This is a genomic window from Flavobacterium sp. (assembly GCF_035299245.1).
Taxonomy (GTDB): domain Bacteria; phylum Bacteroidota; class Bacteroidia; order Flavobacteriales; family Flavobacteriaceae; genus Flavobacterium.
The window spans coordinates 18,006-42,286 of the sequence record NZ_DATGWY010000005.1 but is presented as its reverse complement, the minus strand read 5'-3'; the positions used below and the strand labels follow the sequence as shown (position 1 = coordinate 42,286).

The 24,281-nt window shown below is 34.9% G+C and carries 21 protein-coding genes and 1 tRNA gene; 8 read left to right on the top strand and 14 right to left on the bottom strand.

The genetic code is table 11. The annotated features are described in order from the left end of the window. Position 1 precedes the first annotated feature (1 nt). The 5 genes from VK161_RS03970 to VK161_RS03950 all read right to left on the bottom strand — a co-directional run bounded on the left by VK161_RS03970 (position 2) and on the right by VK161_RS03950 (position 7,857). A complete protein-coding gene (locus VK161_RS03970; protein ID WP_324213463.1) occupies positions 2 to 3,088 on the bottom strand; it encodes an efflux RND transporter permease subunit in 3,087 nt (1,028 codons plus the stop codon). A 42-nt stretch (positions 3,089 to 3,130) separates the two neighbouring features. Next, positions 3,131 to 4,189 carry an efflux RND transporter periplasmic adaptor subunit gene (locus VK161_RS03965; RefSeq protein WP_324213462.1) on the bottom strand — a complete coding sequence of 353 codons (1,059 nt, stop codon included), beginning with the start codon at positions 4,187 to 4,189 and terminating at the stop codon, positions 3,131 to 3,133. A gap of 308 nt (positions 4,190 to 4,497) precedes the next feature. Further along, on the bottom strand, positions 4,498 to 6,603 hold the full coding sequence (recG, locus tag VK161_RS03960) for an ATP-dependent DNA helicase RecG (RefSeq protein ID WP_324213461.1): 2,106 nt from the start codon (positions 6,601 to 6,603) through the stop codon (positions 4,498 to 4,500). 41 nt (positions 6,604 to 6,644) lie between these two features. Next, the gene (locus VK161_RS03955) at positions 6,645 to 7,337 is read right to left on the bottom strand and encodes an aspartyl/asparaginyl beta-hydroxylase domain-containing protein (RefSeq protein WP_324213460.1); all 693 of its coding nucleotides are present in this window, start codon (positions 7,335 to 7,337) and stop codon (positions 6,645 to 6,647) included. A 4-nt stretch (positions 7,338 to 7,341) separates the two neighbouring features. Beyond that, complete coding sequence (locus tag VK161_RS03950) at positions 7,342 to 7,857, bottom strand: hypothetical protein (protein ID WP_324213459.1); 516 nt, start codon at positions 7,855 to 7,857, stop codon at positions 7,342 to 7,344. Between the two features lie 94 nt (positions 7,858 to 7,951). On the opposite strand from VK161_RS03950, the gene VK161_RS03945 reads away from it, so the two are divergent. Together VK161_RS03945 and VK161_RS03940 are read left to right on the top strand one after the other, a co-directional pair. Next, entirely contained in the window at positions 7,952 to 10,072 is a 2,121-nt protein-coding gene (locus VK161_RS03945; RefSeq protein ID WP_324213458.1) for a M1 family metallopeptidase, read from the top strand. Positions 10,073 to 10,280: 208 nt separating this feature from the next. Continuing rightward, positions 10,281 to 11,420: a carboxypeptidase-like regulatory domain-containing protein gene (locus VK161_RS03940; protein WP_324213457.1), complete on the top strand. Its 1,140-nt coding sequence runs from the start codon at positions 10,281 to 10,283 to the stop codon at positions 11,418 to 11,420. A gap of 193 nt (positions 11,421 to 11,613) precedes the next feature. Here the strand turns inward: VK161_RS03940 and VK161_RS03935 are convergent, their stop codons facing one another. Both VK161_RS03935 and VK161_RS03930 read right to left on the bottom strand, forming a co-directional pair. Next, positions 11,614 to 12,135, bottom strand: coding sequence for a hypothetical protein (locus VK161_RS03935; protein WP_324213456.1), 522 nt, complete (start codon positions 12,133 to 12,135; stop codon positions 11,614 to 11,616). A 7-nt stretch (positions 12,136 to 12,142) separates the two neighbouring features. Further along, positions 12,143 to 12,658 (bottom strand): hypothetical protein, encoded by a 516-nt coding sequence (locus tag VK161_RS03930; protein ID WP_324213455.1) that lies wholly within the window; start codon positions 12,656 to 12,658, stop codon positions 12,143 to 12,145. 140 nt (positions 12,659 to 12,798) lie between these two features. On the opposite strand from VK161_RS03930, the gene VK161_RS03925 reads away from it, so the two are divergent. Further along, entirely contained in the window at positions 12,799 to 15,126 is a 2,328-nt protein-coding gene (locus tag VK161_RS03925) for an ATP-dependent helicase (protein ID WP_324213454.1), read from the top strand. A gap of 88 nt (positions 15,127 to 15,214) precedes the next feature. Then, entirely contained in the window at positions 15,215 to 15,835 is a 621-nt protein-coding gene (locus VK161_RS03920; RefSeq protein ID WP_324213453.1) for an L-threonylcarbamoyladenylate synthase, read from the top strand. A gap of 98 nt (positions 15,836 to 15,933) precedes the next feature. Here VK161_RS03920 and VK161_RS03915 read toward each other — a convergent pair whose 3' ends face one another. From VK161_RS03915 to VK161_RS03905, 3 genes are all read right to left on the bottom strand, one after another. Then, the gene (locus tag VK161_RS03915) at positions 15,934 to 16,773 is read right to left on the bottom strand and encodes an OmpA/MotB family protein (RefSeq protein ID WP_324213452.1); all 840 of its coding nucleotides are present in this window, start codon (positions 16,771 to 16,773) and stop codon (positions 15,934 to 15,936) included. A gap of 82 nt (positions 16,774 to 16,855) precedes the next feature. Further along, positions 16,856 to 17,842 carry a glycosyltransferase family 2 protein gene (locus VK161_RS03910; RefSeq protein WP_324213451.1) on the bottom strand — a complete coding sequence of 329 codons (987 nt, stop codon included), beginning with the start codon at positions 17,840 to 17,842 and terminating at the stop codon, positions 16,856 to 16,858. A gap of 6 nt (positions 17,843 to 17,848) precedes the next feature. Further along, positions 17,849 to 18,298, bottom strand: coding sequence for a type I restriction enzyme HsdR N-terminal domain-containing protein (locus tag VK161_RS03905; protein WP_324213450.1), 450 nt, complete (start codon positions 18,296 to 18,298; stop codon positions 17,849 to 17,851). A gap of 61 nt (positions 18,299 to 18,359) precedes the next feature. Between VK161_RS03905 and holA the strand changes: the two genes are divergently transcribed. Together holA and VK161_RS03895 are read left to right on the top strand one after the other, a co-directional pair. Continuing rightward, positions 18,360 to 19,364: a DNA polymerase III subunit delta gene (holA, locus tag VK161_RS03900; RefSeq protein WP_324213449.1), complete on the top strand. Its 1,005-nt coding sequence runs from the start codon at positions 18,360 to 18,362 to the stop codon at positions 19,362 to 19,364. Between the two features lie 599 nt (positions 19,365 to 19,963). After that, positions 19,964 to 20,146, top strand: a complete 183-nt coding sequence (locus VK161_RS03895) for a CAL67264 family membrane protein (protein WP_324213448.1) — start codon at positions 19,964 to 19,966, stop codon at positions 20,144 to 20,146. Here VK161_RS03895 and VK161_RS03890 read toward each other — a convergent pair. Continuing rightward, positions 20,143 to 21,018, bottom strand: coding sequence for a lipid A biosynthesis acyltransferase (locus VK161_RS03890; protein ID WP_324213447.1), 876 nt, complete (start codon positions 21,016 to 21,018; stop codon positions 20,143 to 20,145). The two genes, VK161_RS03895 and VK161_RS03890, sit on opposite strands and share 4 nt — an antisense overlap. 99 nt (positions 21,019 to 21,117) lie before the next feature. Between VK161_RS03890 and VK161_RS03885 the strand changes: the two genes are divergently transcribed. Continuing rightward, on the top strand, positions 21,118 to 21,765 hold the full coding sequence (locus VK161_RS03885) for a rhomboid family intramembrane serine protease (RefSeq protein ID WP_324213446.1): 648 nt from the start codon (positions 21,118 to 21,120) through the stop codon (positions 21,763 to 21,765). Between the two features lie 38 nt (positions 21,766 to 21,803). Then, a complete protein-coding gene (locus VK161_RS03880; RefSeq protein WP_324213445.1) occupies positions 21,804 to 22,502 on the top strand; it encodes an SIMPL domain-containing protein in 699 nt (232 codons plus the stop codon). 337 nt (positions 22,503 to 22,839) lie between these two features. Here VK161_RS03880 and VK161_RS03875 read toward each other — a convergent pair. From VK161_RS03875 to VK161_RS03865, 3 genes are all read right to left on the bottom strand, one after another. Then, a tRNA-Tyr gene (locus VK161_RS03875) sits at positions 22,840 to 22,921 on the bottom strand. A gap of 151 nt (positions 22,922 to 23,072) precedes the next feature. Continuing rightward, a complete protein-coding gene (locus VK161_RS03870) occupies positions 23,073 to 23,483 on the bottom strand; it encodes a TlpA disulfide reductase family protein (RefSeq protein WP_324213506.1) in 411 nt (136 codons plus the stop codon). An 8-nt stretch (positions 23,484 to 23,491) separates the two neighbouring features. Then, positions 23,492 to 24,268: a DUF4369 domain-containing protein gene (locus VK161_RS03865; RefSeq protein ID WP_324213444.1), complete on the bottom strand. Its 777-nt coding sequence runs from the start codon at positions 24,266 to 24,268 to the stop codon at positions 23,492 to 23,494. Between the last annotated feature and the right edge of the window lie 13 nt (positions 24,269 to 24,281).

Below are 24,281 nucleotides of genomic sequence, written 5' to 3'. Positions count from 1 at the left end.
ATTATCGTTCTAATGCTTCTAAGTTATCAAATTCAGGTCGGTGTTTTTTGGCTCTCGACCACATCAAATAAAAAGCCGGAATTACAAATAATGTCAATACTAATGAGAATATCGTTCCACCCACAATCACAACTCCCATTCCGATTCTACTGGCTGAAGCCGAACCAATAGAAAGAGCAATGGGTAACGCACCAAGCGCAATGGCTAAACTCGTCATTAAAATCGGACGTAAACGAGCTTCTGAAGCTTCAATAATCGCCTCGTATTTGGACTTGCCTTGTTCTCGCAATTGATTGGCAAATTCAACGATTAGAATCCCGTTCTTCGTGACCAGTCCGATTAACATTACTGTTCCAATTTGACTGAAAATATTCCACGTTTGACCAAATAACCAAAGTGAAAATAGTGCTCCAGCAACCGCCATCGGAACGGTCAAAATGATTATAAACGGATCAATAAAACTTTCAAATTGAGCTGCCAGGATGAGGTAAATCAGTAGTAAAGCCAATCCAAAAGCAAAAAGCGTATTCGAACTACTTTCTACAAAATCACGTGATTCGCCACCTAAATCGGTTGTAAACGAATCGTCCAAGACTTTTTCTTTGATTTCGTCCATCGCTTCAATCGCATCGCCCATACTTTTTCCATCGGCTAAACCAGCTGAAATAGTGGCTGACATGTAGCGGTTGTTGTGAAATAATTGCGGCGGATTGCTTTGTTCGTCCACTTCGACCACATTGTCCAATTGAATCAACTGACCTTTATTATTTTTGACAAACATCGACGTCAAATCCAACGGTGCATCGCGGTCTTTTTCATCAAATTGACCGATGACTTGGTATTGTTTTCCGTTCATCATAAAATAGCCAAAACGTTGTCCGCTCAAGGATAATTGCAGTGTTTGCGCCACATCCAAAACAGAAATTCCTAAACTTTCAGCTTTTTCTCGGTTGATGGTTACGTTGATTTCGGGTTTGTTGAATTTCAAGTTCACATCTACATTAGAGAACGTTTCGTTTTTATTGGCTTCTTCCATAAACAACGGAATTTTTTCTCTTAATTTTTCAAAATTCGGTGCTTGAATGATGTACTGAACAGGCAAACCACCACGTCGATTGACCGATATTGTTGGTTGTTCTGAAACATTGACTTTGGCATCTGGATATTTTTTGGTCCATTTATTCAAATCGTCTACGATTTCTTTTTGAGAACGTTCTCTTTCATCTGGATTTTTCAAGGCTAAACGAACTCTTCCAGCATTGACTGATGAAGATAAAAATCCGGGTGAAGTGATTACTAAAGCCACTTTTTTCTCCGGAATCGAATCGGCAATCAATTGCGATAATTCTTGCATGAAGCGATCGGTATACTCAAAAGTGGAACCTTCGGGTGTAGTAACACTTACAATTCCTAAATTTCGATCATCGTACGGAGCGGTTTCCTTTGGAAGTATATTGAAAAACAAAGCAATCAATCCGATACAAACCACAACGATTGGGAAACTCAACCATTTTCGTTTCATAAAATTGGTCAGCGATTGCGCATAACCTTTATTTAAATTGACAAAATACGGTTCGGTGAATTCGTAGAATTTGGTCTTTTTTTGTTCGCCACCTTTCATTAAATACGCATTTAACATCGGAGTTAATGTCAGCGAAACAAAGGCCGAAATCAAAACCGCAGCGCCAATTACGACACCAAATTCACGGAACAATCGTCCGACGAATCCTTCTAAGAAAATGATAGGTAAAAACACAGCTGCCAGTGTAATGGAAATAGAAATTACTGCAAAAAAGATTTCATTTGAACCTTTTATAGCAGCTTCGATAGGCGACATTCCTTCTTCTACTTTTTTGAATATGTTTTCGGTGACTACAATTCCGTCGTCAACTACCAATCCGGTAGCCAGAACAATGGCAAGTAGCGTTAAAACGTTTACCGAAAATCCACATAAATACATGATGAAAAAGGTGGCAATTAACGAAACCGGAATATCAATTAAAGGTCTGAAAGCAATCGACCAATCCCTGAAAAACAAAAAGATGATTAGGATTACTAAAATGATGGAAATCAACAAGGTTTCGGCTACTTCAACTACCGATTTTTTTATGAAAAGCGTATTGTCAAGCGCAATATCCAGTTTAATATCAGATGGAAGATCTTTTTTGAGTTGATCGAATTGTTCGTAAAATTCGTTGGCAATATCCAAATAATTGGTTCCAGGTTGCGGAATTACAGCCAAACCAACCATTGGTTTTCCAGATTCGGTTAATTTAGTTTCGAGGTTTTCGGGTTCTAAAGCCGCATAACCCACATCGCTCAAACGAACGATATTATCATTCGTAGCCACAATAATAACATCGTTGAATTCTTTTGGAGTCGATAAGTTTCCTAGTGTTTTAACGGTAAGCTCGGTGTTTTTACCCGTTAATTTTCCTGATGGAAGTTCCACATTTTGTTTGTCCAAAGCCAAACGAACGTCGGAAACGGTTAATCCGTAGGAATTCAATTTAATTGGATCAATCCAAATGCGCATCGAATACCTTTTTTGTCCCCAAATTTGAACACTACTCACACCCGGAATGGTTTGCAAACGTTCAGCAATCACATTTTCGGCATAATCACTTAGTTCTAAAGTGTTTTTAGTGTCACTTTGAACCGTCATTGTTATGATCGGATCGGAATCGGCATCAGCCTTTGAAACTACTGGCGGAGCATCAATATCTTGCGGTAAACTACGAACGGCTTGAGAAACTTTGTCACGAACATCGTTGGCGGCTTCTTCAAGATTTTTTTCGAGTTTGAATTCTATGGTAATATTACTCGCACCTTGATTACTGGAAGAAGTGATGTTTCGGATGCCGTCAATTGAATTGATTGCTTTTTCTAAAGGCTCGGTGATTTGCGATTCAATAATATCAGAATTGGCTCCCGTATAATTGGTGCGTACAGAAATCTGAGCTGGATCAATCGAAGGAAATTCACGCACACCCAAATACGTATAACCAATGATACCAAAAAGAATAATGGTCAAATTGATTACAATGGTAAAAACGGGGCGTTTTATACTTAAAGTGGATAAACTCATAGCAATTTGGGTTTAGAACTTCATTAAATAGAAATACTACTATTATTTTAGTTTTACTTTGATGTCGGCTTCATCTTTCAACGACATTACTCCAGTGGTTAAAATGGTGTCACCAACAGTCAATCCTGAAGTAATTACCACATCTTTTTCGGTTCGGGTTAGGGTTTCTACCATTACTTCTTTGGCTTTTCCATTGTTGGCAATGAATACTTTTTTTCCGCCTTGAACCGGAATAATGGCTTCAGTTGGAACGACAATTGCGTCTTTGATTGTTGTTAATGGCAGTTCAACGTTTGCGAAAGTTCCGGGTAATAGTTTTCCGTTGTTGTTTTGTGCAACGGCTCTGATTTTTAATGTTCGAGTTGTGGTTTCAATTTCAGGTTCGATAGCATAAATTTTGGCCGAATATTTTTCTTCTGAACCATTAACCGTGAAATTGATTTGCGAATTGACTTTGATGTCAGCAGCGTATTTTTCTGGAATAGAAAATGAAATTTTCAACGGATTCGTACTTACTAATTTGGCAACCAAAGTAGTAGGAGTGATGTACGTTCCTGGCGAAATGGATCGTAATCCGATTTTTCCTGAGAATGGTGCGCGAACCGATGTTTTGGCTATTTGAGCACGAATGAGTTGTGTTTGGGCTTGAGCTGTTCTGAAATCAGCACTGGCAATATCGTATTCTTCTTGACTGATGGCTTCTTTTTGAAGTAAAAGTTTAGCACGTCGTTCGTTTTCTGAGGCCAAATTTTGTCGAGTATTAGCCTGTGCTAATTGTGCTCTAAGTTCTACATCATTTACTTTAAATAGTAATTGACCTTTACTCACAAAACTTCCTTCATTAAAAGCTATTTTCTCAACAATTCCAGAAACTTCACTGCGCACTTCAATTTGCTCATTGGCTTCAATCGAACCTGAGAGTGTTAATGCGTTCGAGAAATCTCCCGATTTAGCAATAATTGCATTTACAGAAATGGGCGGTTTTTTATCGCCTTTACCTTTTCCTTTTTCTTCTTGACTGTTGTTTTTTGTGATTCGATAAACGATTAAACTGGCTAAGCCTAATACTAAAATCGTCAGGAAAATATGCTTCAGTTTCATGGATTGTAGTTAAAATTTGACAGAAGCAAAATTAGAAGTTGTAGATGGATTTATGGGTAATGTTAGTTTTTAATTAACATAACTTTCAATCAACTTAATTATATTTTATTCAATAGTTTCTTAAGAATAAATAATTTCGATGAAAAATTAAAGAATAAACTATTTTTTGCCACGAATTCACTAATCTAAACATGAATTTCTATGCTAAAATTTGTTCATCTGCGATGAAAATTCGAATTGAATCTAATTTTATACAATTTCAAATTCGTGAATTAGTGGCTAAAACATATTTAGAATAATGATTAGCGTTAACTAATGTAGTTCCAAATGTTTTTCTTTTTACTCAATTCTAAAAATACATTTCTTAGCGTAAGATGTTCATTTTTAGTCATTGACGGATCGTCTTTGAGCAATCGCAAAGCGTAGTTTCGGGCAAGTTGTAAAATATCACGATCTTTGACCAAATCAGCGATTTGCAGGTTCAAAACACCGCTTTGTTGTGTTCCCATAATATCACCTGGACCACGTAGTTTTAAATCAACTTCAGCAATCTCGAAGCCATCGTTGGTGCGAACCATCGTTTCTAAACGCGTTTTAGTATCGTTGTTGAGTTTGAAACTGGTCATTAAAATGCAATAACTTTGTTCGGCACCACGACCTACACGACCTCGTAACTGATGCAATTGTGATAATCCAAAACGTTCAGCACTTTCAATTACCATTACACTGGCATTGGGAACGTTTACGCCAACTTCAATCACGGTAGTAGCCACCATAATATTGGTTTTGCCTTCTGAAAAACGTTTCATTTCTGCTTCTTTTTCGGCAGGTTTCATTTTCCCGTGAACGATTGAAATACTGTATTGAGGTAGCGGAAAATCTCTTGAAATACTTTCGTAACCGTCCATCAAATCCTTGAAGTCCATTTTTTCACTTTCTTGAATTAATGGATAAACAATGTAGATTTGTCTTCCTTTAGCGATTTCGTCTTTGAGGAATTTCCATACTTTTAAACGATTGCTATCGTAGCGATGAACGGTTTGAATGGGTTTTCTGCCTGGTGGCAATTCATCGATGACCGAAATATCCAAATCACCGTACAAACTCATGGCTAAGGTACGTGGAATCGGAGTGGCGGTCATTACTAAAACGTGAGGCGGAATTTCGTTTTTCTTCCATAATTTAGAGCGTTGTTCCACACCAAAACGATGTTGCTCGTCAATTACAGCCAAGCCTAAATTTTGAAATTGTACTTTATCTTCGAGTAAAGCGTGCGTTCCGATTAGAATGTCTAAACTTCCATTTTCTAATGCTTCGTGTATGATTTTTCGATCTGCAGTTTTGGTTGAACCTGTAAGTAGTTTTATGCTGATATTTAAATCTTTAGCCAATTCGGTTAAACCGTTAAAATGCTGAGTTGCTAAGATTTCGGTTGGTGCCATCAAGCAACTTTGAAAGCCATTGTCTTTGGCCAAAAGCATGCACATTAAGGCGACAATTGTTTTTCCCGAACCCACATCACCTTGCAGTAAACGATTCATTTGAGCGTTGCTTCCCAAGTCATTTCGGATTTCTTTCAATACTCTTTTTTGTGCATTAGTCAAATCAAAAGGCAAATGGTTTTGGTAAAAATCGTTGAAATTGTCACCTACTTTTTCAAAAGGATGGCCTTTGATTTTGTGTTTTCGAACAAGGTTTTTGGTGATTAATTGCAATTGAATAAAGAACAATTCTTCAAATTTTAGTCGAAACTGAGCTTTCGCTAACAAATCGGCACTTTTAGGAAAATGAATATTAAATAAAGCGGCGTTTTTCGGAATCAATTTCAATTCTTCCAACAAATAATTAGGTAATGTTTCCGAAAAATTAGCTTGCGTTTCGACGAACAACTGTTGCATCATTTTGTTGATGACTTTATTCGAAATTCCTTTATTAGCCAGCTTTTCTGTACTAGGATAAACGGGTTGCATCGCACTTCGAAGACTTGCTTTATGTTCGTCGAGCAGTTCCATTTCGGGATGTGCCATATTGAACGTTGCTCCGAATTGTGCTACTTTTCCGAATACGACATACGGAACATTAATTTTCAAACTCTCACGAATCCATTTGTGACCTTGAAACCAAACCAATTCCATTTCGCCCGTTTCATCTACAAAAGTAGCCACCAAACGCGTTTTGGCTTTTCCTTGATCTACTGTTTTTAGGTGGATGATTTTACCAATAACTTGAACTTCAGCATTGTTATTTGCCAATTGATTGATTTTGTAATAGCGTGTTCTGTCGATGTAGCGATTGGGGTAAAGATTAATTAAATCGCCGTATTTGTGAATGTTGAGTTCTTTGCGCAACAAATCACCACGCTGCGGACCAACGCTTTTTAGGTATTCAATAGGTGTGTCGAGTAGGATTTTCATTTTGGCTTATAATTGAAATTGAATCACGAAGATAATAAATATCATTTACTTAACTTCTCAATCATTTCATTAGCAACATCTGTATTCATCAATTTTAACTGTTCAATTACTAGTTGTTTGGTTTTCTCGTCCATTTCGGGTACTGGTTTTTGAAACTGATTTTCGGTATGATTTTCAAAGAAAAGTTGATCGCTCCAGTCGTTTCGAATGCCATCAATAACCAGATGAATTCGATCTTCAGAACCATTGTTGGCTACCGAATGAGTGAAATTGGCATTTATGTACCAACATTCACCTTCATTCATAATTAATCGTTTACTGTCTAGAATAAAAATTACATTTGGATTGGTGATGATCGGAATGTGCAATCTGAAAAATCCATCTTCATAACCCAAGCAATGGTCGCTATGAGGTTTGATTTGAGCGCCAGCGGATAAATTTAGCAATCGTACAGCGGCTTTATCGAAATGAAATGAGTCTAAAATTTCTTTAAAATAGGTACAAACTTCAAGTGCTTCAGTGGCTATGATTTCCTTTGAATCAAAATTGAAAGCATAAATGTTGTCTGATTTTCCGTTGGCCGACATCAAAGCGATAGAGGTCCATTTTCCATCATAATCATTTTGATTGTAATGATCAACCCAGTTGGTGTTCATCACTTTTTGCACATCTTCTTTGAGACGATTGCTGTCAAAATAAAGAGGAAATTGTATATGTCGTACTAATTCATCCATAAATTTATTCTTTTTCGCGCATCCATTTTACCATTTTCGGGAAAGCAACCACATTCATTTCGGTAGCTTTTTCTTTACTGTACGCCATCTGAGTCCATTCAAAAAAAGGCAAACCAATATAATTTCCCGTGTCAAAATTATCCATTAACCAATTCGAACTTCCTTTGTATCCGCCAGCGTGAAAAACATAATCCAACGGCAAATCCAAATGTTTACAGGCAGCAAACGACCATAACATAGTAGCTATTTCTTCGCCTTGGCTTGGCCAATCGTTGGCCATACTTTCTGTTCCGATTTTGGCTCTATCGCTCGGAGAAGTTACTGCTAAGTGTCCGGCTTCATGTAAAATGTCACCAGGATAAGACAATTTTTTATAATCGATAAAAATGCAATTTGCGCCTAATGCCAATCCGGGAAGAAAAGTACTATCGTCCAACTCTTTTTCGACGATAGTGATTCCGATTTCATCTAAGAAAGCGATTATTTTGTTTAACTCTGTATTTGAATTTACCTCTGGCATCTGATGTTATAATTGAATCATAAAAATAGTTAATATTCCGAACAAAAAAAGACAATTCTTTGTGAATAATTATATTTGTACAAATTACAAAACGATGCGCTATTTTCTTTTTTTACTAATTGCTTCATTTTCGTTCGCTCAACAAACGGAAAAAGTTGATTTTTTAGAATTGAATGCTATTTTGACTCCGAAAGCTGCAACCAAATCTATTGAAGGACAAATTCGCTATGCGTTCAAAGTAAAATCGGCTATTGATACTATTAAGATAGATGCAAAGAACATGACTTTTACTGATTTGAAAATCAACGGAAAAGAAGTTGCTTTCAAAAAAACAAGTACTCATCTGTTGCTTTTTGAAGGATTTAAAAAAGGAAAAAACACACTCACATTTAGTTATTCGGCTACACCCAAACAAACACTTTATTTTATTGGTGAAGGCGATGATTTACAGATTTGGACTCAAGGTCAAGGCCGCTATACTAGTCATTGGTTGCCCAGTTTTGATGATGTGAATGAGAAAGTGATTTTTAATTTGAGTATCACCGATGTATATGATTTTGAAGATGAAAAAATAACTCAAAAAACGGTATTGAGTAATGGTATTTTAAAGGATGTTGTGACCCGAAAGTCGTGGTCAGAAGGAGTTGATTTCATTACGTATAATTACAAAATGAACAAACCCATGCCATCGTATTTGGTTATGTTAGCCATCGGTAATTTTGTTAAAAACACAGAAATTTCAAAAACCGGAATCCCATTAGAACTTTATTTAGATAAAAACGATGTTTCCAAATACGAACCAACGTACCGCTATTCAAAGCAAATTTTTGATTTTTTTGAAAGAGAAATAGGAGTGAAGTATCCTTGGAAAATTTACCGCCAAGTTCCTGTTCGCGATTTTTTGTATGCTGGAATGGAAAATACAACTTCTACCATTTTTGCTCAAGATTATGTGGTGGATGAAATTGGTTTCAATGATCGAAATTATGTTAACGTGAATGCACACGAGTTGGCTCATCAGTGGTTTGGTGATTTGATTACTGCCAAATCAGGTAAACATCATTGGTTGCAAGAAGGATTTGCAACGTACTATGCTTTGATGGCTGAGCGAGAAGTTTTTGGAAATGATTATTTTCATTATGAATTGTACAAAACCGCTAATCAACTCCGAATTGCCGCTAAAAACGATACGATTCCGATTCTAAATGAAAAGGCAAGTTCGCTTACCTTTTATCAAAAAGGTGCTTGGGCCTTACATATGTTGAAGGAATCGATTGGAGAGAAAGCATTTCGAAAAGCAGTGAAAAATTACCTTAAAAAGTATAAATTTAATAATGTTGAAACCGATGATTTTTTAAAGGAAGTCAACAAAGTATCTGATTTTGATACGGATAATTTCAAAAAAGTGTGGTTGGAAAAGTCTGGATTTGAATATCAGGAAGCCATAAAGTTATTGACCAAGAGGAATTCATTCATCGCTCAGTACATCGAAATTAAGAAGCAGAAAGAGTTGAACAATACTAATTTCGTGACGTACATAGATGATTACAGAACTTTACTACAATCGGATTTGTATTATCCCATTAAGCAAGAAATTGTATATCAGATTCGGAATCTCAATTACAAATCGAACAAAGATCTAGTTGAATCGGCTTTGCAATCAACTGATTTTAGAGTGCGACAAGCAGTTGTCAATTCATTCCCTAAAGTTCCTGATTATTTGAAAGGTAAGTTTGAAATGCTGTTGGATGACAATTCCTATGATACCAGAGAAATTGCCTTTGTAAACTTATGGAATAGTTTCCCAGATAGTAGAAAAGTGTATTTGGATAAAGCAAAGAACTGGATTGGCAATAATGAAAAATCATCTCGAATACTCTACTTGCTTTATATTCAGTTATTTGACCAATCAATTGAAGGAGTTGATAGACAACAACTTTATTTAGAACTTCAAAACTACACATCGTCTCGTTATGAAAGTTCCGTTCGTCAAAATGCGTTCGAAGCAGTTTTACAATTGAATCCAAAAGATGAAACAGTTCTTAAAAATTTAATTAACGCTACTTCTCACTTCAAATGGCGTTTTTCAGGTTATGCAAAGGATAAAATTACTACTTTATCAAAAGACAATGAGGTAAAAGAAATTATTCAAAATTTACTTCCATCAGTAAGCGATATCGAAAAGAATAGAGTCGAGAGACTGCTAAATCATTGATGTCGAATAAGTACTACTTAATTTTATTAAATCCATAATGTTTTTTAACAATCGTTTGTTAATAATGATTTTTTTATGCATTTCATCGAGTTTTACAGTTGTATAACGAATAATTTTTTGTGTTAAGAAACTTGTTGTGTTATTTGCCTTGAAAAATTATTGAACCCGAATTTATTAATTATAACATCTAATTAAATTTTAAGAAATTATGAAAATTAACAAACTTTTTATTTTAGCATTCGCTCTTGTAGGGATTCTATTTACAAGTTGTGACACTAGAGATGAGAAAGAAGTATCTTACGAATTCAACTTTGGTAATGCTGTAACAAGAAATTTCAAAGGAAAAATCGTTGACAACAACCACAACCCAGTTGCAAACGCAACAATTAAAATGGGAAGTTTAACAACTTTAACAGATTCTAACGGAGAATTTACTTTAGCTAATGTTCCAGTTTTAGAGCGTTTTGCTTATTTAACTGCGGAGAAAGCTGGTTTTATGAAAGGTTCTCGTGCTACAATGCCACACGATGGTGAAAATGATATGGTTATTATGTTATTACCAGAAAATGTTGTTGATACATTTGCAGCTGGAACACCTAAAAATGTAATGTTACCAAACAACGTAAAAGTTGCTTTTGATGGTGCTTTTATGACTGAGAATGGTGCAGCTTACACAGGTAATGTTAATGTAGTAGCTCACGTTTTAACTTCTACTGATCCAGATGTATTCATCAAAATGCCTGGTAACTTAATCGGAGAAAGAACTGATGGTACTCTTTCTGGTATGGAAACTTACGGTATGATTAACCTTGAGTTAAAAGGCGACAACAACGAAAAATTACAAATCGCAACAGGTCACAAAGCTGAAATCGTTTTCCCTATTGCAGAAAATCAATTAGATACAGCTCCAGCTACAATTCCATTATGGTCATTTGACGAAAACTCAGGATTGTGGAAAGAAGAAGGTTTCTCAAGAAAAGTGGGTAACAAATACTACGGAGAAGTTTCTCACTTCACATGGTGGAATAATGATTATGCTTATGTAGTTGCTACTTTATATGTAACCGTTAAAAATTCTGATGAATCTCCAGTAAACGGAGTAAGAGTTACTATTACTAGACAAGCAGGAAGCACAGGAGATGTATTGATGGATTTAGGTGTTACGGGAGCAAATGGTACTTTAAGTGCTGGTGTTCCAAGAAATGAAGTATTAATCTTCAGAGCTTACAATACACAAGGTGTTTTGATCAACCAACAAGTATTACCAGCTTCACCAGATTTACAACGTTATGTTACGGTAATTATTCCAACTATCGATAGATTGGCTAATCCAAACATCAGAAAATAATTTTACATTAAACCCGATTAATACTGAAACCGTCTAAATTTATTTTAGACGGTTTTTTTGTTTTATTTACTATTGATTGAATTTGATGAGATGATTGTAACACTAATGTTTTACTAATTTATTGTCATATTCTAATAATACAAAAAAAGCCTTCCATTAAGAAAGGCTTTTTGTATAAATGGGTAATTAGTTTTTAAAGAAAACTTTTAACTTCATTCTTCAAGTAAGTTAAAGCAATACCGCTAGCCGATTCAGTTTCAAAAAGATTGCTTAAAATCTTTTCTCTTAACTTATCTGCATCGGCAACACTGGTATCTAAAGCAGTTTTTCTAATGTTTTGAATGATGGTGTTTTTGGCAGTCAAAATCATGGTCCAACATTCATCGGTAACATAAATTTGTTGGGTTAAATTGTGTTCGTATTCTTGTTCGATATGATGAACCAATAAGTTTTGATAATCCATCTTGTCGGTTCCAAGTGGTGCCACTCTAATTAATAATTTTGTTGGATTAATTCGTTCTAAAAACAAAGCTAAACGCTCGTAGGCTTGTAATCGTAGTGGTAAAGCTTGTTTTTGATTTTCTTTTAGTAATTGAAATTGTCTTCTTTTTTCTTCACTATTGGAAAAAGTTTGAAACGAATAATAAGCAACAGCTCCAGTAATAGCTGAAGGTAAACAATAAAAGGCTAATTCAATAATTTTGTCGGTATTCATATAAGTATTAAAATTGGATTTGTGGTGCTTTTTCAGCAAACCATTTTTTATCTCTCTCTAATTGATTTTCTACAGTATACAATTTCTTTTGAGTATTCACTTTCAACTCACCAAAGTAGGTTGTTTTTCCTTTTTCAACAACAAACTTCATGTCGATTGGAATTTTAATTGTCGAAGGATCGTTTCTCATGTTGTTGAAGATTTTAATCTCGAAGAACTTATACTTTCCAGCGGGTTTTGCAATCGTAAAAAGATAGTATACATTTCCATTCTCATTAAAATCGCCTATCGAATTTTTAAAAGTAAATGAATCTTTTGAATTAGGGTAATTGTTTATCGCAGGTACATCATTGCAATAATTAAAAGTAAAAATATTGTACAACTTTTTTTCTATGCAAATGGTACCCACAATCATACCTTCGTTGGCTTCAGCATTGTAAGTTGTTTTCAGATTTTTTGCTGGACTTGAACATCCAAAGAAAATAATAATCAAAGAAAATACGAATAAGTATAATGTTTTCATGTTGAGTTGATTTTAGTACATACAAAGTAAAACAATTTAAAAATTGGAAACAATAAAATAGTTGATAATTCCATTCTAATTGTATTGTATTTCAACCGAACTAAACCTATTTTTGTACATTAAGTCACTTCATTTTTATTATGCAACATTATATCAGCCAACTCAACGAAGCGCAACAAGCACCTGTTTATCAAAAAGACGGACCAATGATTATTATTGCTGGCGCTGGATCAGGAAAAACACGAGTATTGACCATGAGAATTGCTTATTTGATGAGTTTGGGAGTTGACGCATTCAATATTTTAGCACTGACTTTTACCAACAAAGCAGCACGTGAAATGAAAAAACGTATTGCTGATATTGTTGGAACCAACGAGGCCAAAAATCTTTGGATGGGAACATTCCACTCGGTCTTTGCTCGAATTCTCCGTAGTGAAGCTGACAAATTAGGTTATCCATCTAATTTTACCATTTATGATTCGCAAGATTCAGTTCGATTGATTTCTGCCATTGTCAAAGAAATGCAATTGGATAAAGACATTTACAAACCAAAACAGTTGTTGAGTAGAATTTCATCGTATAAAAACTCACTCATCACTGTCAAAGCGTATTTGAATAATCCCGAATTGCAAGAAGCCGATGCAATGAGTAAAAAACCACGTACAGGTGAAGTCTATGCCAATTATGTTGATCGTTGTTTCAAAGCGGGCGCAATGGATTTCGACGATTTATTATTAAAAACAAACGAACTTTTAAATCGTTTTCCTGATGTGTTGGCCAAATACCAAGATCGTTTTCGGTATATTATGGTCGATGAGTACCAAGATACCAACCATTCTCAGTATTTGATTGTTCGTGCTTTATCCGATCGGTTTCAAAATATTTGTGTGGTAGGAGATGATGCTCAGAGTATTTATGCGTTTCGTGGCGCTAACATCAATAACATTCTTAATTTTCAAAAGGATTATGACAATGTAAAAACGTATCGATTGGAACAAAATTATCGTTCTACCAAAAATATTGTTGAAGCTGCGAATTCCATCATCGATAAAAATAAAACGAAATTAGATAAAGTCGTTTGGACAGCGAATGATTTCGGACCCAAAATAAAAGTGCATCGAAGTGTTACTGATGGCGAAGAAGGACGTTTTGTAGCAAGTGAAATCTTCGAGCAAAAAATGCGCAACCAATTACACAATGGTCAATTTGCCATTTTGTATCGAACCAATGCGCAATCTCGTGCCATGGAAGATGCACTTCGTAAACGTGACATTCCATATCGAATTTATGGTGGATTATCGTTTTACCAACGCAAAGAAATCAAAGACGTTTTGTGTTATTTGCGATTGATTATCAATCCAAAAGACGAAGAAGCATTAGTAAGAGTGATTAATTATCCAGCAAGAGGAATTGGTGATTCTACTGTTGAAAAACTTACGGTTGCAGCCAATCATTACAAGCGTTCCATTTTTGAAGTAATGCAACATATTGATAAAATTGACTTGAAGCTCAACTCTGGTACCAAGAATAAACTCAATGATTTTGTCATGATGATTAAGAGTTTCCAAGTTTTAAATGAAACTCATGATGCATTTTATCTGGCCGAACATGTAACTAAAAAAACAGGATTGGTCCAAGAATTGAAAAAAGACGGAACTCCTGAAGGTATTGCTCGTATCGAAAACATTGAAGAATTACTCAACGGTATCAAAGATTTTATCGAAGGTCAAAAAGAAATCGATGGTGCACGCGGTGCTTTATCTGAGTTTTTAGAAGATGTCGCTTTGGCAACCGATTTGGATAAAGATACGGGTGATGACGATCGCGTGGCGTTGATGACCATTCACTTGGCCAAAGGACTAGAATTTCCATATGTTTTTGTGGTCGGAATGGAAGAAGATTTGTTCCCGAGCGCTATGAGTTTGAATACACGAAGCGAACTCGAAGAAGAGCGTCGTTTGTTTTACGTGGCGCTTACTCGAGCTGAACATCAAGCGTATTTGACGTATGCGCAATCGCGTTACCGTTGGGGAAAATTGATGGACAGTGAACCATCGCGTTTTATTGAAGAGATTAAAGACGACTATTTAGAATACATCAATCCAATGGACAATGGCTATCGTTACAAACCGACCATCGATTTGGACATTTTTGGAGATATTGATAAATCAAAATTGCGTTTATCAAAACCTATAACTGGAACTCCGCCAAAGAAATACGGTGATGAACCTGTTTCTTCGGCAAATATTCGTAAATTGAAACCTGTATCAAGTGATCCTCCATCGAGTGCTAATTTATTTGATAGTAAATTGACTATTGGGAATATAGTGATGCACGAGCGCTTCGGGAAAGGTGAGATTCTCAATCTAGAAGGTGTTGGTGCCGACCGAAAAGCGGAAATCAAATTTGACGTAGGCGGAATAAAGAAGTTGTTATTGCGTTTTGCGAAATTGGATGTGATAGGATAATAAAATAGAGTTGAATTAATTGACAAACGTAATACTTCAGACAAAGTGAGTCTATGTTCTATTATCTTTGTTCTGTAATCTAAAAAGAATGGCTCAATTCATTAAAATATACGAAGACAATCCCAACGAGGCAGCGATAAAAAAAGTCGTTGAAGTTTTGCGTGATGGTGGTTTGATTATTTATCCAACCGATACAGTTTATGGTTTGGGTTGTGATATTACCAATACTCGAGCTTTGGAACGCATTGCCAAAATAAAAGGCATCAAGTTGGAAAAGGCCAATTTTTCTTTCATTTGCAGTGATTTGAGTAATCTTTCCGATTATGTGAAGCAGATTGATACTTCGACATTTAAGATTTTAAAACGAGCACTTCCTGGTCCATATACTTTTATTCTACCCGGAAATAACGATTTGCCCAAAGAATTCAGGAAGAAAAAAACAGTCGGAATTCGTGTTCCGGATAATCGAATCGTCATTGATATTGTTCGAATGCTCGGAAATCCGATTGTTTCTACATCCATTTATGATGAAGATGAAGTATTGGAATATTCAACCGATCCTGAACTGATTTTTGAAAAATGGCAGAATTTGGTCGATTTAGTCATTGATGGTGGTTATGGTGATAATGTTCCTTCAACCATTATTGATTTATCGGGTTACGAGCCAGAGATTGTTCGTGAAGGGAAAGGTGATATTGATATTATTTAAAAATAGAAGGCAGAATGCAGTAGCAGAATTCAGAAAAACAGTAAAAAAAAAACGCCTTAACTTATTAAGGCATTTTTTATTTTATATAATTCCGGATATTAACCTTTCGATAAATTCTTCATTTCTTTTTCGATCATTTCGTAGAACTCATCAATTTTTGGTAAAATCACGATGCGTGTTCTTCTGTTTTTCGAACGATTTTCAACTGTATTGTTTTCTACTAACGGAATGAATTCTCCACGTCCAGCAGCAATAATTTGTTTTGGGTTTACACTCAAATCACGAGTCAAAACACGTGTAATGGCTGTGGCTCTTTTAACACTCAAATCCCAGTTGTCAATCAAAACGGCATTTCCTGTAAACGGAACATTATCAGTGTGACCTTCCACCATACATTCGAAAGTTGGTTTGTCATTGATGATTTTGGCCACTTTTGCCAATACTTCTTTTGCTTTGTCGGTTACAACGTAGCTTCCGCTTTTGAATAATAATTTGTCAGCAATTGAAATAAAAACAACTCCTTTTTCAACATTCACTTCAATATCTGGATCAGAAACACCAACCGAACTTTTAATACTGGTTACCAATGCCAATGTAACCGAATCTTTTTTGGTCAAAGCATCTTGTAATCTTGAAATTTTTAAGTCTTTTTCTTTGATGGATTCCAATGCTTTTTCAATGTTCGCAGCACCTTGTTGGGTTAACGTAGTCATGTTCCCCATATTATTAATCAAATCGGTATTGTTTTTCTTTAAAAAGTCGTTTTGTTGGGACAAAGCCTCTTTTTCTGACAAACACAAATTTAATTTTACTGTAGTCGAATTCAATAAATCTTGACATTCTTTATTTTTCAGCTCTAATTCAGCTATTTTCTTTTTAGTTCCGCACGATGTCAAAGTCAATGCAGCAACAGAAAGTAATAAAACTATTTTTCTCATTGTATCTATTAATTAGGTTTCGCAAAATTACAATTTAAAATTGTAAAAAAATGTTTAAGTGATGTAAAGTATTGTTAAATACTTACTCAAAAACCCTACCATTCTTGATGAAATAGCGGTAAACAATACTTTTGGTGTGGTAATAATTCTTCTTTTGAGTGGAAGCTCTTTTACTGTAATTTTTACTAATCAAAGTATAAAAAGAAAAATGGGCTTTGAGTATAGCTAGACAATGTTTGAACTTTCCTTTGATTAAAAATTGAACTCCAGCCAAACCATCTAAAACTAATCGAGTAAATACAATCCCAACCAATTGACTGTCAGGGATATTTTTCACTAACATTAATAATGAATTGCGAAAATTCAAAAAGGTCTTTCTCGGATTGCCTTCGTTTAAAGTCGCACCGCCAACATGATACACTATTGATTTAGACGTGTATTTTGCTTTATAACCCAAATTAAAAGCACGCCAACACAAATCAATTTCTTCTTGGTGTGCAAAAAAATCATCATCAAAACCTTTTAATCGGCGGTAAATTTCTTTCCGAATGAAAAAACACGCACCCGATGCCCAGAAAATTTCACGTTCGTCATCGTATTGATGGTTGTCTTTTTCTATGGTTTCAAAAATGCGACCTCTACAAAAAGGATAACCGAATTGGTCAATAAAACCACCAGCTGCGCCTGCATATTCAAAGTACTCTTTGTTTTTGTAGTCTAAAATTTTGGGTTGAATGATACCGATTCCTAAATCAGCATCAAAAATAGATAGAATAGGAGCGAGCCAATTTTCGGTAACTTCAATATCCGAATTCACTAAGGCATAATAGTCTTCTTCCACTTGCTCCAAGGCAACATTGTATCCTTTTGCAAATCCGTAATTGGACTCGTTTTGAATGATTTTTACTGATGGAAATCGCTCTTTAATTACCAGAATGGACTCATCCGTAGAAGCATTGTCAGCCACATAAACATTCGCCTCATTAGAATACGCTACTACCGAAGGCAAAAATTGCTCTAACAATTTTGCTCCGTTCCAATTCAGTATGACAACCGCTATTTTTTTCAATTTGAATTATTTAGTAGTAAAATCAGGTAATTCTTTTAAGAAATGATACTTCTCATTTTCAAAATCCATTTGGCAAAAGTAATGATTTAGTCCGTTAGTTACCATCAAGTATTCGGCTTTTAAAGTCAGATTGTAACGCGCAATTTGATCAAATGTATCTTGCGTGATTTTCACTCCGGGTGCTTTGCATTCAACTAATAAAAATAAATCGCCATTGGGTTGAAAAACAACAACATCGTAACGTTTATTTAAATCATTTACTTTAATCAATTTCTCTACATTGATGTACGATTTTGGGTATTTTTTTTCTTCCAATAAAAACGAAACTACGTGTTGTCGAACCCATTCTTCGGGTGTGAGAATGATGAATTTTTTCCTTATTTCATCAAAGATAGCAACTTTATTTTCACTATTTTTGAAGCGAAACGAATACGAAGGAAAATTGAGTTTTTGCATAGTACAAAATTAACTAAATTTAACTAACTGTCAACTGCGACTGATAACTGAACACTGAAAAATGGATGAAGTAGTCAAAATCATCAACGACATCAAAGCCGGAAACATCAAACCCATTTACTTTTTTATGGGTGACGAACCGTATTATATTGATAAATTGACCGAATACATAGAGAATAACATTCTTTCGGAAGACGAAAAAGGCTTCAATCAAATGGTAATTTACGGTCGTGATACTACTGTAGATGATGTGATTTCCAATGCCAAACGCTATCCGATGATGGCCGACAAGCAAGTAGTTGTAGTTCGCGAAGCGCAAGAACTTTCCAAAACCATTGATAAACTCGAAAGTTATGTCGAAAATCCACAAACAACAACGGTTTTAGTGTTTGCTTACAAATACAAAACACTCGATAAACGCAAAAAATTGCCTAAACTAATTGAGAAAAGCGGTGTACTTTTTGAAAGTAAAAAAATGTACGACAATCAAGTTGGAACTTGGATTACGCGTGTTTTACAAGGTCGAGGTTTGACCATCGAGCCTAAAGCCAATGCAATGTTGGTCGAGTTTTTGGGCAACGATTTGAGCCGCATTAGCAATGAGTTAGACAAACTGCAAATCATTTTGCCCAAAGGAAGCACGATTAAGGCCAAAGACATCGAAGAGAATATTGGTTTCAGTAAGGATTTTAATGTGTTCGAATTGCAAAACGCCTTGGGTTCCAAAAACCAAGTCAAAGCCTACCAAATTGCGCAGTATTTTGCCGACAATCCCAAAGACAATCCAATGGTGGTGACAACCAGTTTGGTGTTTAGTTTTTTTGTCAAACTCTTGAAATATCATGGATTAAAAGATAAAAACCCTAAAAATGTCGCTTCGGTACTCGGCGTTAGTCCGTTTTTCCTCAAAGACTACGATGTCGCGTTGCGCAATTACCCAATGAAAAAAGTAAGTAGTATTGTAGCAACGTTGCGCGATGTTGACAATAAAAGCAAAGGAATCGGGGCCAATTCGCTTTCCACACACGATTTGCTGAAAGAAATGTTGGTGAAGATTTTTAATTGATGCTATTGATTTTAAGAAAAAATATACAACGAGGCGTATTCTGGTTTCTGATTTCCGTAATTATTTTTGGTAAACACTATTTGCTATTGATGTATTCGAGTTTGTTTTATATTTCGTTTGAATACTTGAATCAGAATAACAATTATCTAGCGCTGAAAAAACATAATGTTTATAATTGGATTTTTATACTTTTTTTGGCTTTTATTGTTTGGGTGCGAACGCGTTCATTTTCGTTTTCAGAATCAACAGAATTTCATTTAAATTCAGCCGAACATTTTTTCTTTGCTGTAACCATTTGTATTTTAGTTAGTGTTTATTTACAATTGTTTGCGATTTTAAAAAAGAATTCCATTAGAAATTTGCTTCTTGTGTTGGTTGTTTTTAATTGTATTGGAGTAGTGAACGAGTACGTTCAGAATTATTTTAGGCATCTTGAAGTATTCATTTTAGATCAAAACAATAGAAAAGATATTCTAATCAATCTAATAGGATCAACACTATTTTTTCTAGGTTCAATTGAGTATAAATTGAAAAAATAGTTTAAAAATTAATCATTTTTCCCGACATTTGCTGTCCTCAAAAACTAAAAAAACAAAATCATGGGAATGAATAAAAACACCGTTTTCGGTTGGGCAACTTTAATAATGATCATTATGGGATTGACTTTAATCGCGTTGGGAGCATTTCGCTACGATGAAACGGCTGGTTGGGGTTTTGGTGCGACTGGAGTAGGTTTTTTGGCTAATGCGTGGGTTTTTAGCTCTTTGAAAGGCAGAGTTTAGTCTTTCCTTTTGTGTTTCCAGCGCTTGTGTGTCCATAAGTAAAATTCGGGCGCTTCGAGTATTTGTTGTTCTACTTTGTCCATGAATTGCTCTGATAATTTGAAATCTGGAATGGATTGTACATCGTTAGTTAGTACTTCAAATGTGCCTTCGTAATAGCCACGTTTTACTTTTTTTACTTTTAAATAAATTACGTTCATGTTGTAGCGTTTGGCTAGTAATTCGGCGCCAATGTGAATCGGCGTTTCAATTCCCATAAATCGGTACCAATACATATTTTCGGTGGGGCGTGGAGTTTGGTCACTCGCAAATCCGTAAATACCTAGAATGCCTTTTTTTACATTGGTTTCAATAACATTTTTAGTTTCTTTAGTTGTAATCAAATAGGCTTTGAATTTGGAGCGAATGTCTTTTACCAATTTATCAAAGTGCTTGTTTTTTATGCGTTTGTAAATAGCGTAACCGTTGAATGAAATGTAATGATTCATCGAAATTACCCATTCATAGCTCGCGTAATGAGCGCACATTAGAGCAATGCTTTTTCCCTTTTTTTCTTCTTCGTAGTACAAATCCATATTGGTGAGTACAAACCGTTTCTCTATTTCTTTTTTAGAAATTGACATGGTTTTAATCATTTCTAAGAACATGTCACACAAATGCTGAAACGACTTTTTTTCGATGACCAAGCGTTCTTTATCTGATAAATGAGGTAAGGCTAACGCTAAGTTATTGCGAACCGTTTTTTTTCGGTAACCCAATACGTAGTAAATAAGCAAATAAATACCATCCGATAGAATGTATAACAATCGAAAAGGAAGAATCGAAATGAACCAAAAGATAGGATAGAGTAGTAGAAAAAAAAGGAACTGCATTGACACTATTTTTGGCAAAGATACAAGAAATCCTAATTTTATTTTTAGCATTTAACAAATCCTAAAGAAGTATTATTAAATTTACAGAAATAATTTTTTATGGATTTAAATATTTTCATACTTGCCATTATTGTAGCCAACATCATTATTAGTTACAAAGGTTTTTCAGACGTTTATTTTTTTAGAAAATACGAATTCCACATAGGAAGTATTCGTTCAGGAGATCAAATCCGAATGGTCTCATCGGGGTTTTTGCATGGCGACATCCCGCATTTGGCTTTTAATATGATAACGCTTTATTTTTTTGCGCCTATTGTATGTATGTATTTGAGTAGTTTTTCCTTTCTATTGATTTATTTTGGCAGTTTAATTTTTGGAAGTTTACTCACATTAATGATGCACAAAAACGATTACAGTTACAGAGCTATTGGGGCATCAGGAGCAGTAACCGGAATCATTTATTCGGCTATTTTGTTAGATCCCAATCTGAACGTTAATTTTATGTTCATCCCAATTGATATTCCAGGTTATATTTTTGGAGTTGGTTATCTGTTGTATTCGATTTACGGAATGAAAGCTCAAAACGACAATATTGGTCACACAGCGCATTTTGGTGGTGCTATTGGGGGTTATTTAATCACCTTATTAAAAGCACCTGTAATTCTATCTGAGAATTTATTTTTGGTTGTAGTGCTGGCTATTCCGATTGTAATTTTATACTTTCTAACTAAGGCAGGAAAACTATAGTGGCACAACTTTTGAATACCCATAGAAAAACATACATCATGAAAAAAACAATTTTAGTATTAACCATTTTAATGAGTACATTAATGGAAGCTCAAGAGCAAAAGGCAAATCAAATTCCACAAATTTCAGTTACCGGTGAAGGAAAAATCAAAGTAGTTCCTGACACGGGTGTAATATCACTTGGAGTAGAAAATACAGGAAAAGATGCCGCAGAAGTAAAAAAACTAAATGATGACATTGTAGATAAAGTCATTAAGTATATTAAAAAAAATGGCATTCCTGCATCCGATTTCCAAACTACGAATGTGAGTTTGTATAAGAATTACGATTACGAAAAGAAGAAATACAATTTTGTAGCCAATCAAACCATTACCATCACTTTGAAAGATTTGAAAAAATACAACGAATTTATGATGGGAATTTCTGATACGGGTGTAACTACCATTCATGGTGTTGAATTCAAATCTTCTAAATTAGCAGAATACGAAAGTGATGCTCGAAAAAGCGCAATGGTAAATGCTAAGAAAAAAGCAGAAGATTACTTGTCTGTGTTGAATCAAAAAATAGGTAAAGCATTGTTAATTTCTGATGCTACTTATGTAAATCCGCCAATGCCAATGTTTAAAGGTGCAATGATGTCAATGGATGCTGAAGGTGGAAGTATGCCAAAAGAGACTTTAGCCATTGGTGAAATTGAGATTTCAGCAACAGTACAAGTTTCGTTTGTATTGGAGTAATTTTTTTTTAAAAATAAGATAAAGAAGCTCAGTTTAATAACTGGGCTTTTTTGTTTTTTGTATTTGTTAATAGTTACAAATTCAATTGAATGTTAAAGTAACTAGTTAATTTAACGAATTAGGATTGACTTCGTGCAGCCTTTTCCCGAAGGCATTCGGGATGAAAATAGAAAGTATAAAAAAAAAAGTGCTCAAGCAGAGCTTGGTTTAATGGAAGATTTCACGAATCAGGATTTACTTCGTCCATCCTGCAAAGCTACGCTTTGAAAATGCAATAAAAGAAAAAAAACCACTCAAGTAAAACTTGGTGGTTTTTTTCTTTTATTGTATTTATTCGTGGGGAGAGCAGGATTCGAACCTGCGAAGATGTAATCAGCGGATTTACAGTCCGCCCTCGTTGGCCGCTTGAGTATCTCCCCATTGCTTAAAGCGATTGCAAATATAAAAACACTTTTAGGCTTTCCAAAGAAAAAGGCAACAATATTTTCGAATAAATTTTAATTGTTTGGAGTTGAGACAAATAAAAAAGCCTCTTCACAGAAGAGACTTTTTATTTATTTCGTTTTGATGTTATTTTGCTTCTAAAAGTGATTGAATTCGTTCCTCAAGTTCTGCACCCATTACATCTTTTCCAATAACTTTCCCAGAACTGTCGAGTAAAAATGTACACGGAATCTGTTCCACTTCATACAAAATCGCAATTGGTTCTCTCCATCGTTTTAAATTGGAAACGTGAGTCCAAGTTAACTGATCACTAGCAATTGCTTTTTTCCATTGTTCAGCATTATCATCCAATGAAACTCCTATGATGTTTAGTCCTTTAGAATGGTATTTATTGTATAATGCAACAACATTTGGATTCTCTGCTCTGCAAGGTCCACACCACGAAGCCCAAAAATCGATAATCGTAACTTTACCTAATGATTCTTTCAAAGAAACTACTTTTCCAGTAGGAGTTTTGGCAGAAAAATCAGGTGCAATTTTACCAATTATTGCGCTGGAGCTGCTGCTGGTGCTGGAACTGGCTGTGGAGCTGGGTTTTTTTTTGCTTTCTCAATTGCTGCCAATTGATCTTTTATTTTTTTACCACTTGTAAGTTCTTTTAAATCACCATCCAAAGCATCGTACATTTCTTTGATTTTTTTAGGGTCACCATTTGGCATTCTAAACATATTTTCAACAATCAATAATGAGATGAATGATTTTGGGTGATCTTTGGCATAACTTAACATAGAATCTGTGTAAGCAGTCTGAATTTTGTTTGCTTCTTTCATGATTTTATTCATGGTAGCAGTATCTTTAGCTGTAGTAGCTTGTTGGTAAGCCGCTAAATTCTTTGTTTGGAAATCTTGCATCTTTTTTTCTACTGATTTACCAACTTTTTTCATGTCCAAATTGAACTTGTAGAATTCATCATTATGGTAAGTTCCAGAAATCTTTGACGATTGGATACTGTCTTTGTATACTTCAACTTTAACTTCATCATTTTCAACGATCAAAGAAAAACCGTTTTGTAATTCTGGAAACACTATTGAATACATTTTTGGTTCTTTAATTTTTCCTTTAAACTCAAACTTACCGTCTTTTACTTTAACAGTGTCAACAGGCATCATCATCATTCCACTGTCATCTTGAGTTTGTAAAACAACTGATTTTCCGTTTTCTATTCCTTTGGCTGTTCCACTAATTAAAAACTCTCCCTTTTTAACTTTACTACATGAAAATAAAACTAAACTAAGAATTAGTACACTTACAATTTTTCTCATTACTTATGATTTA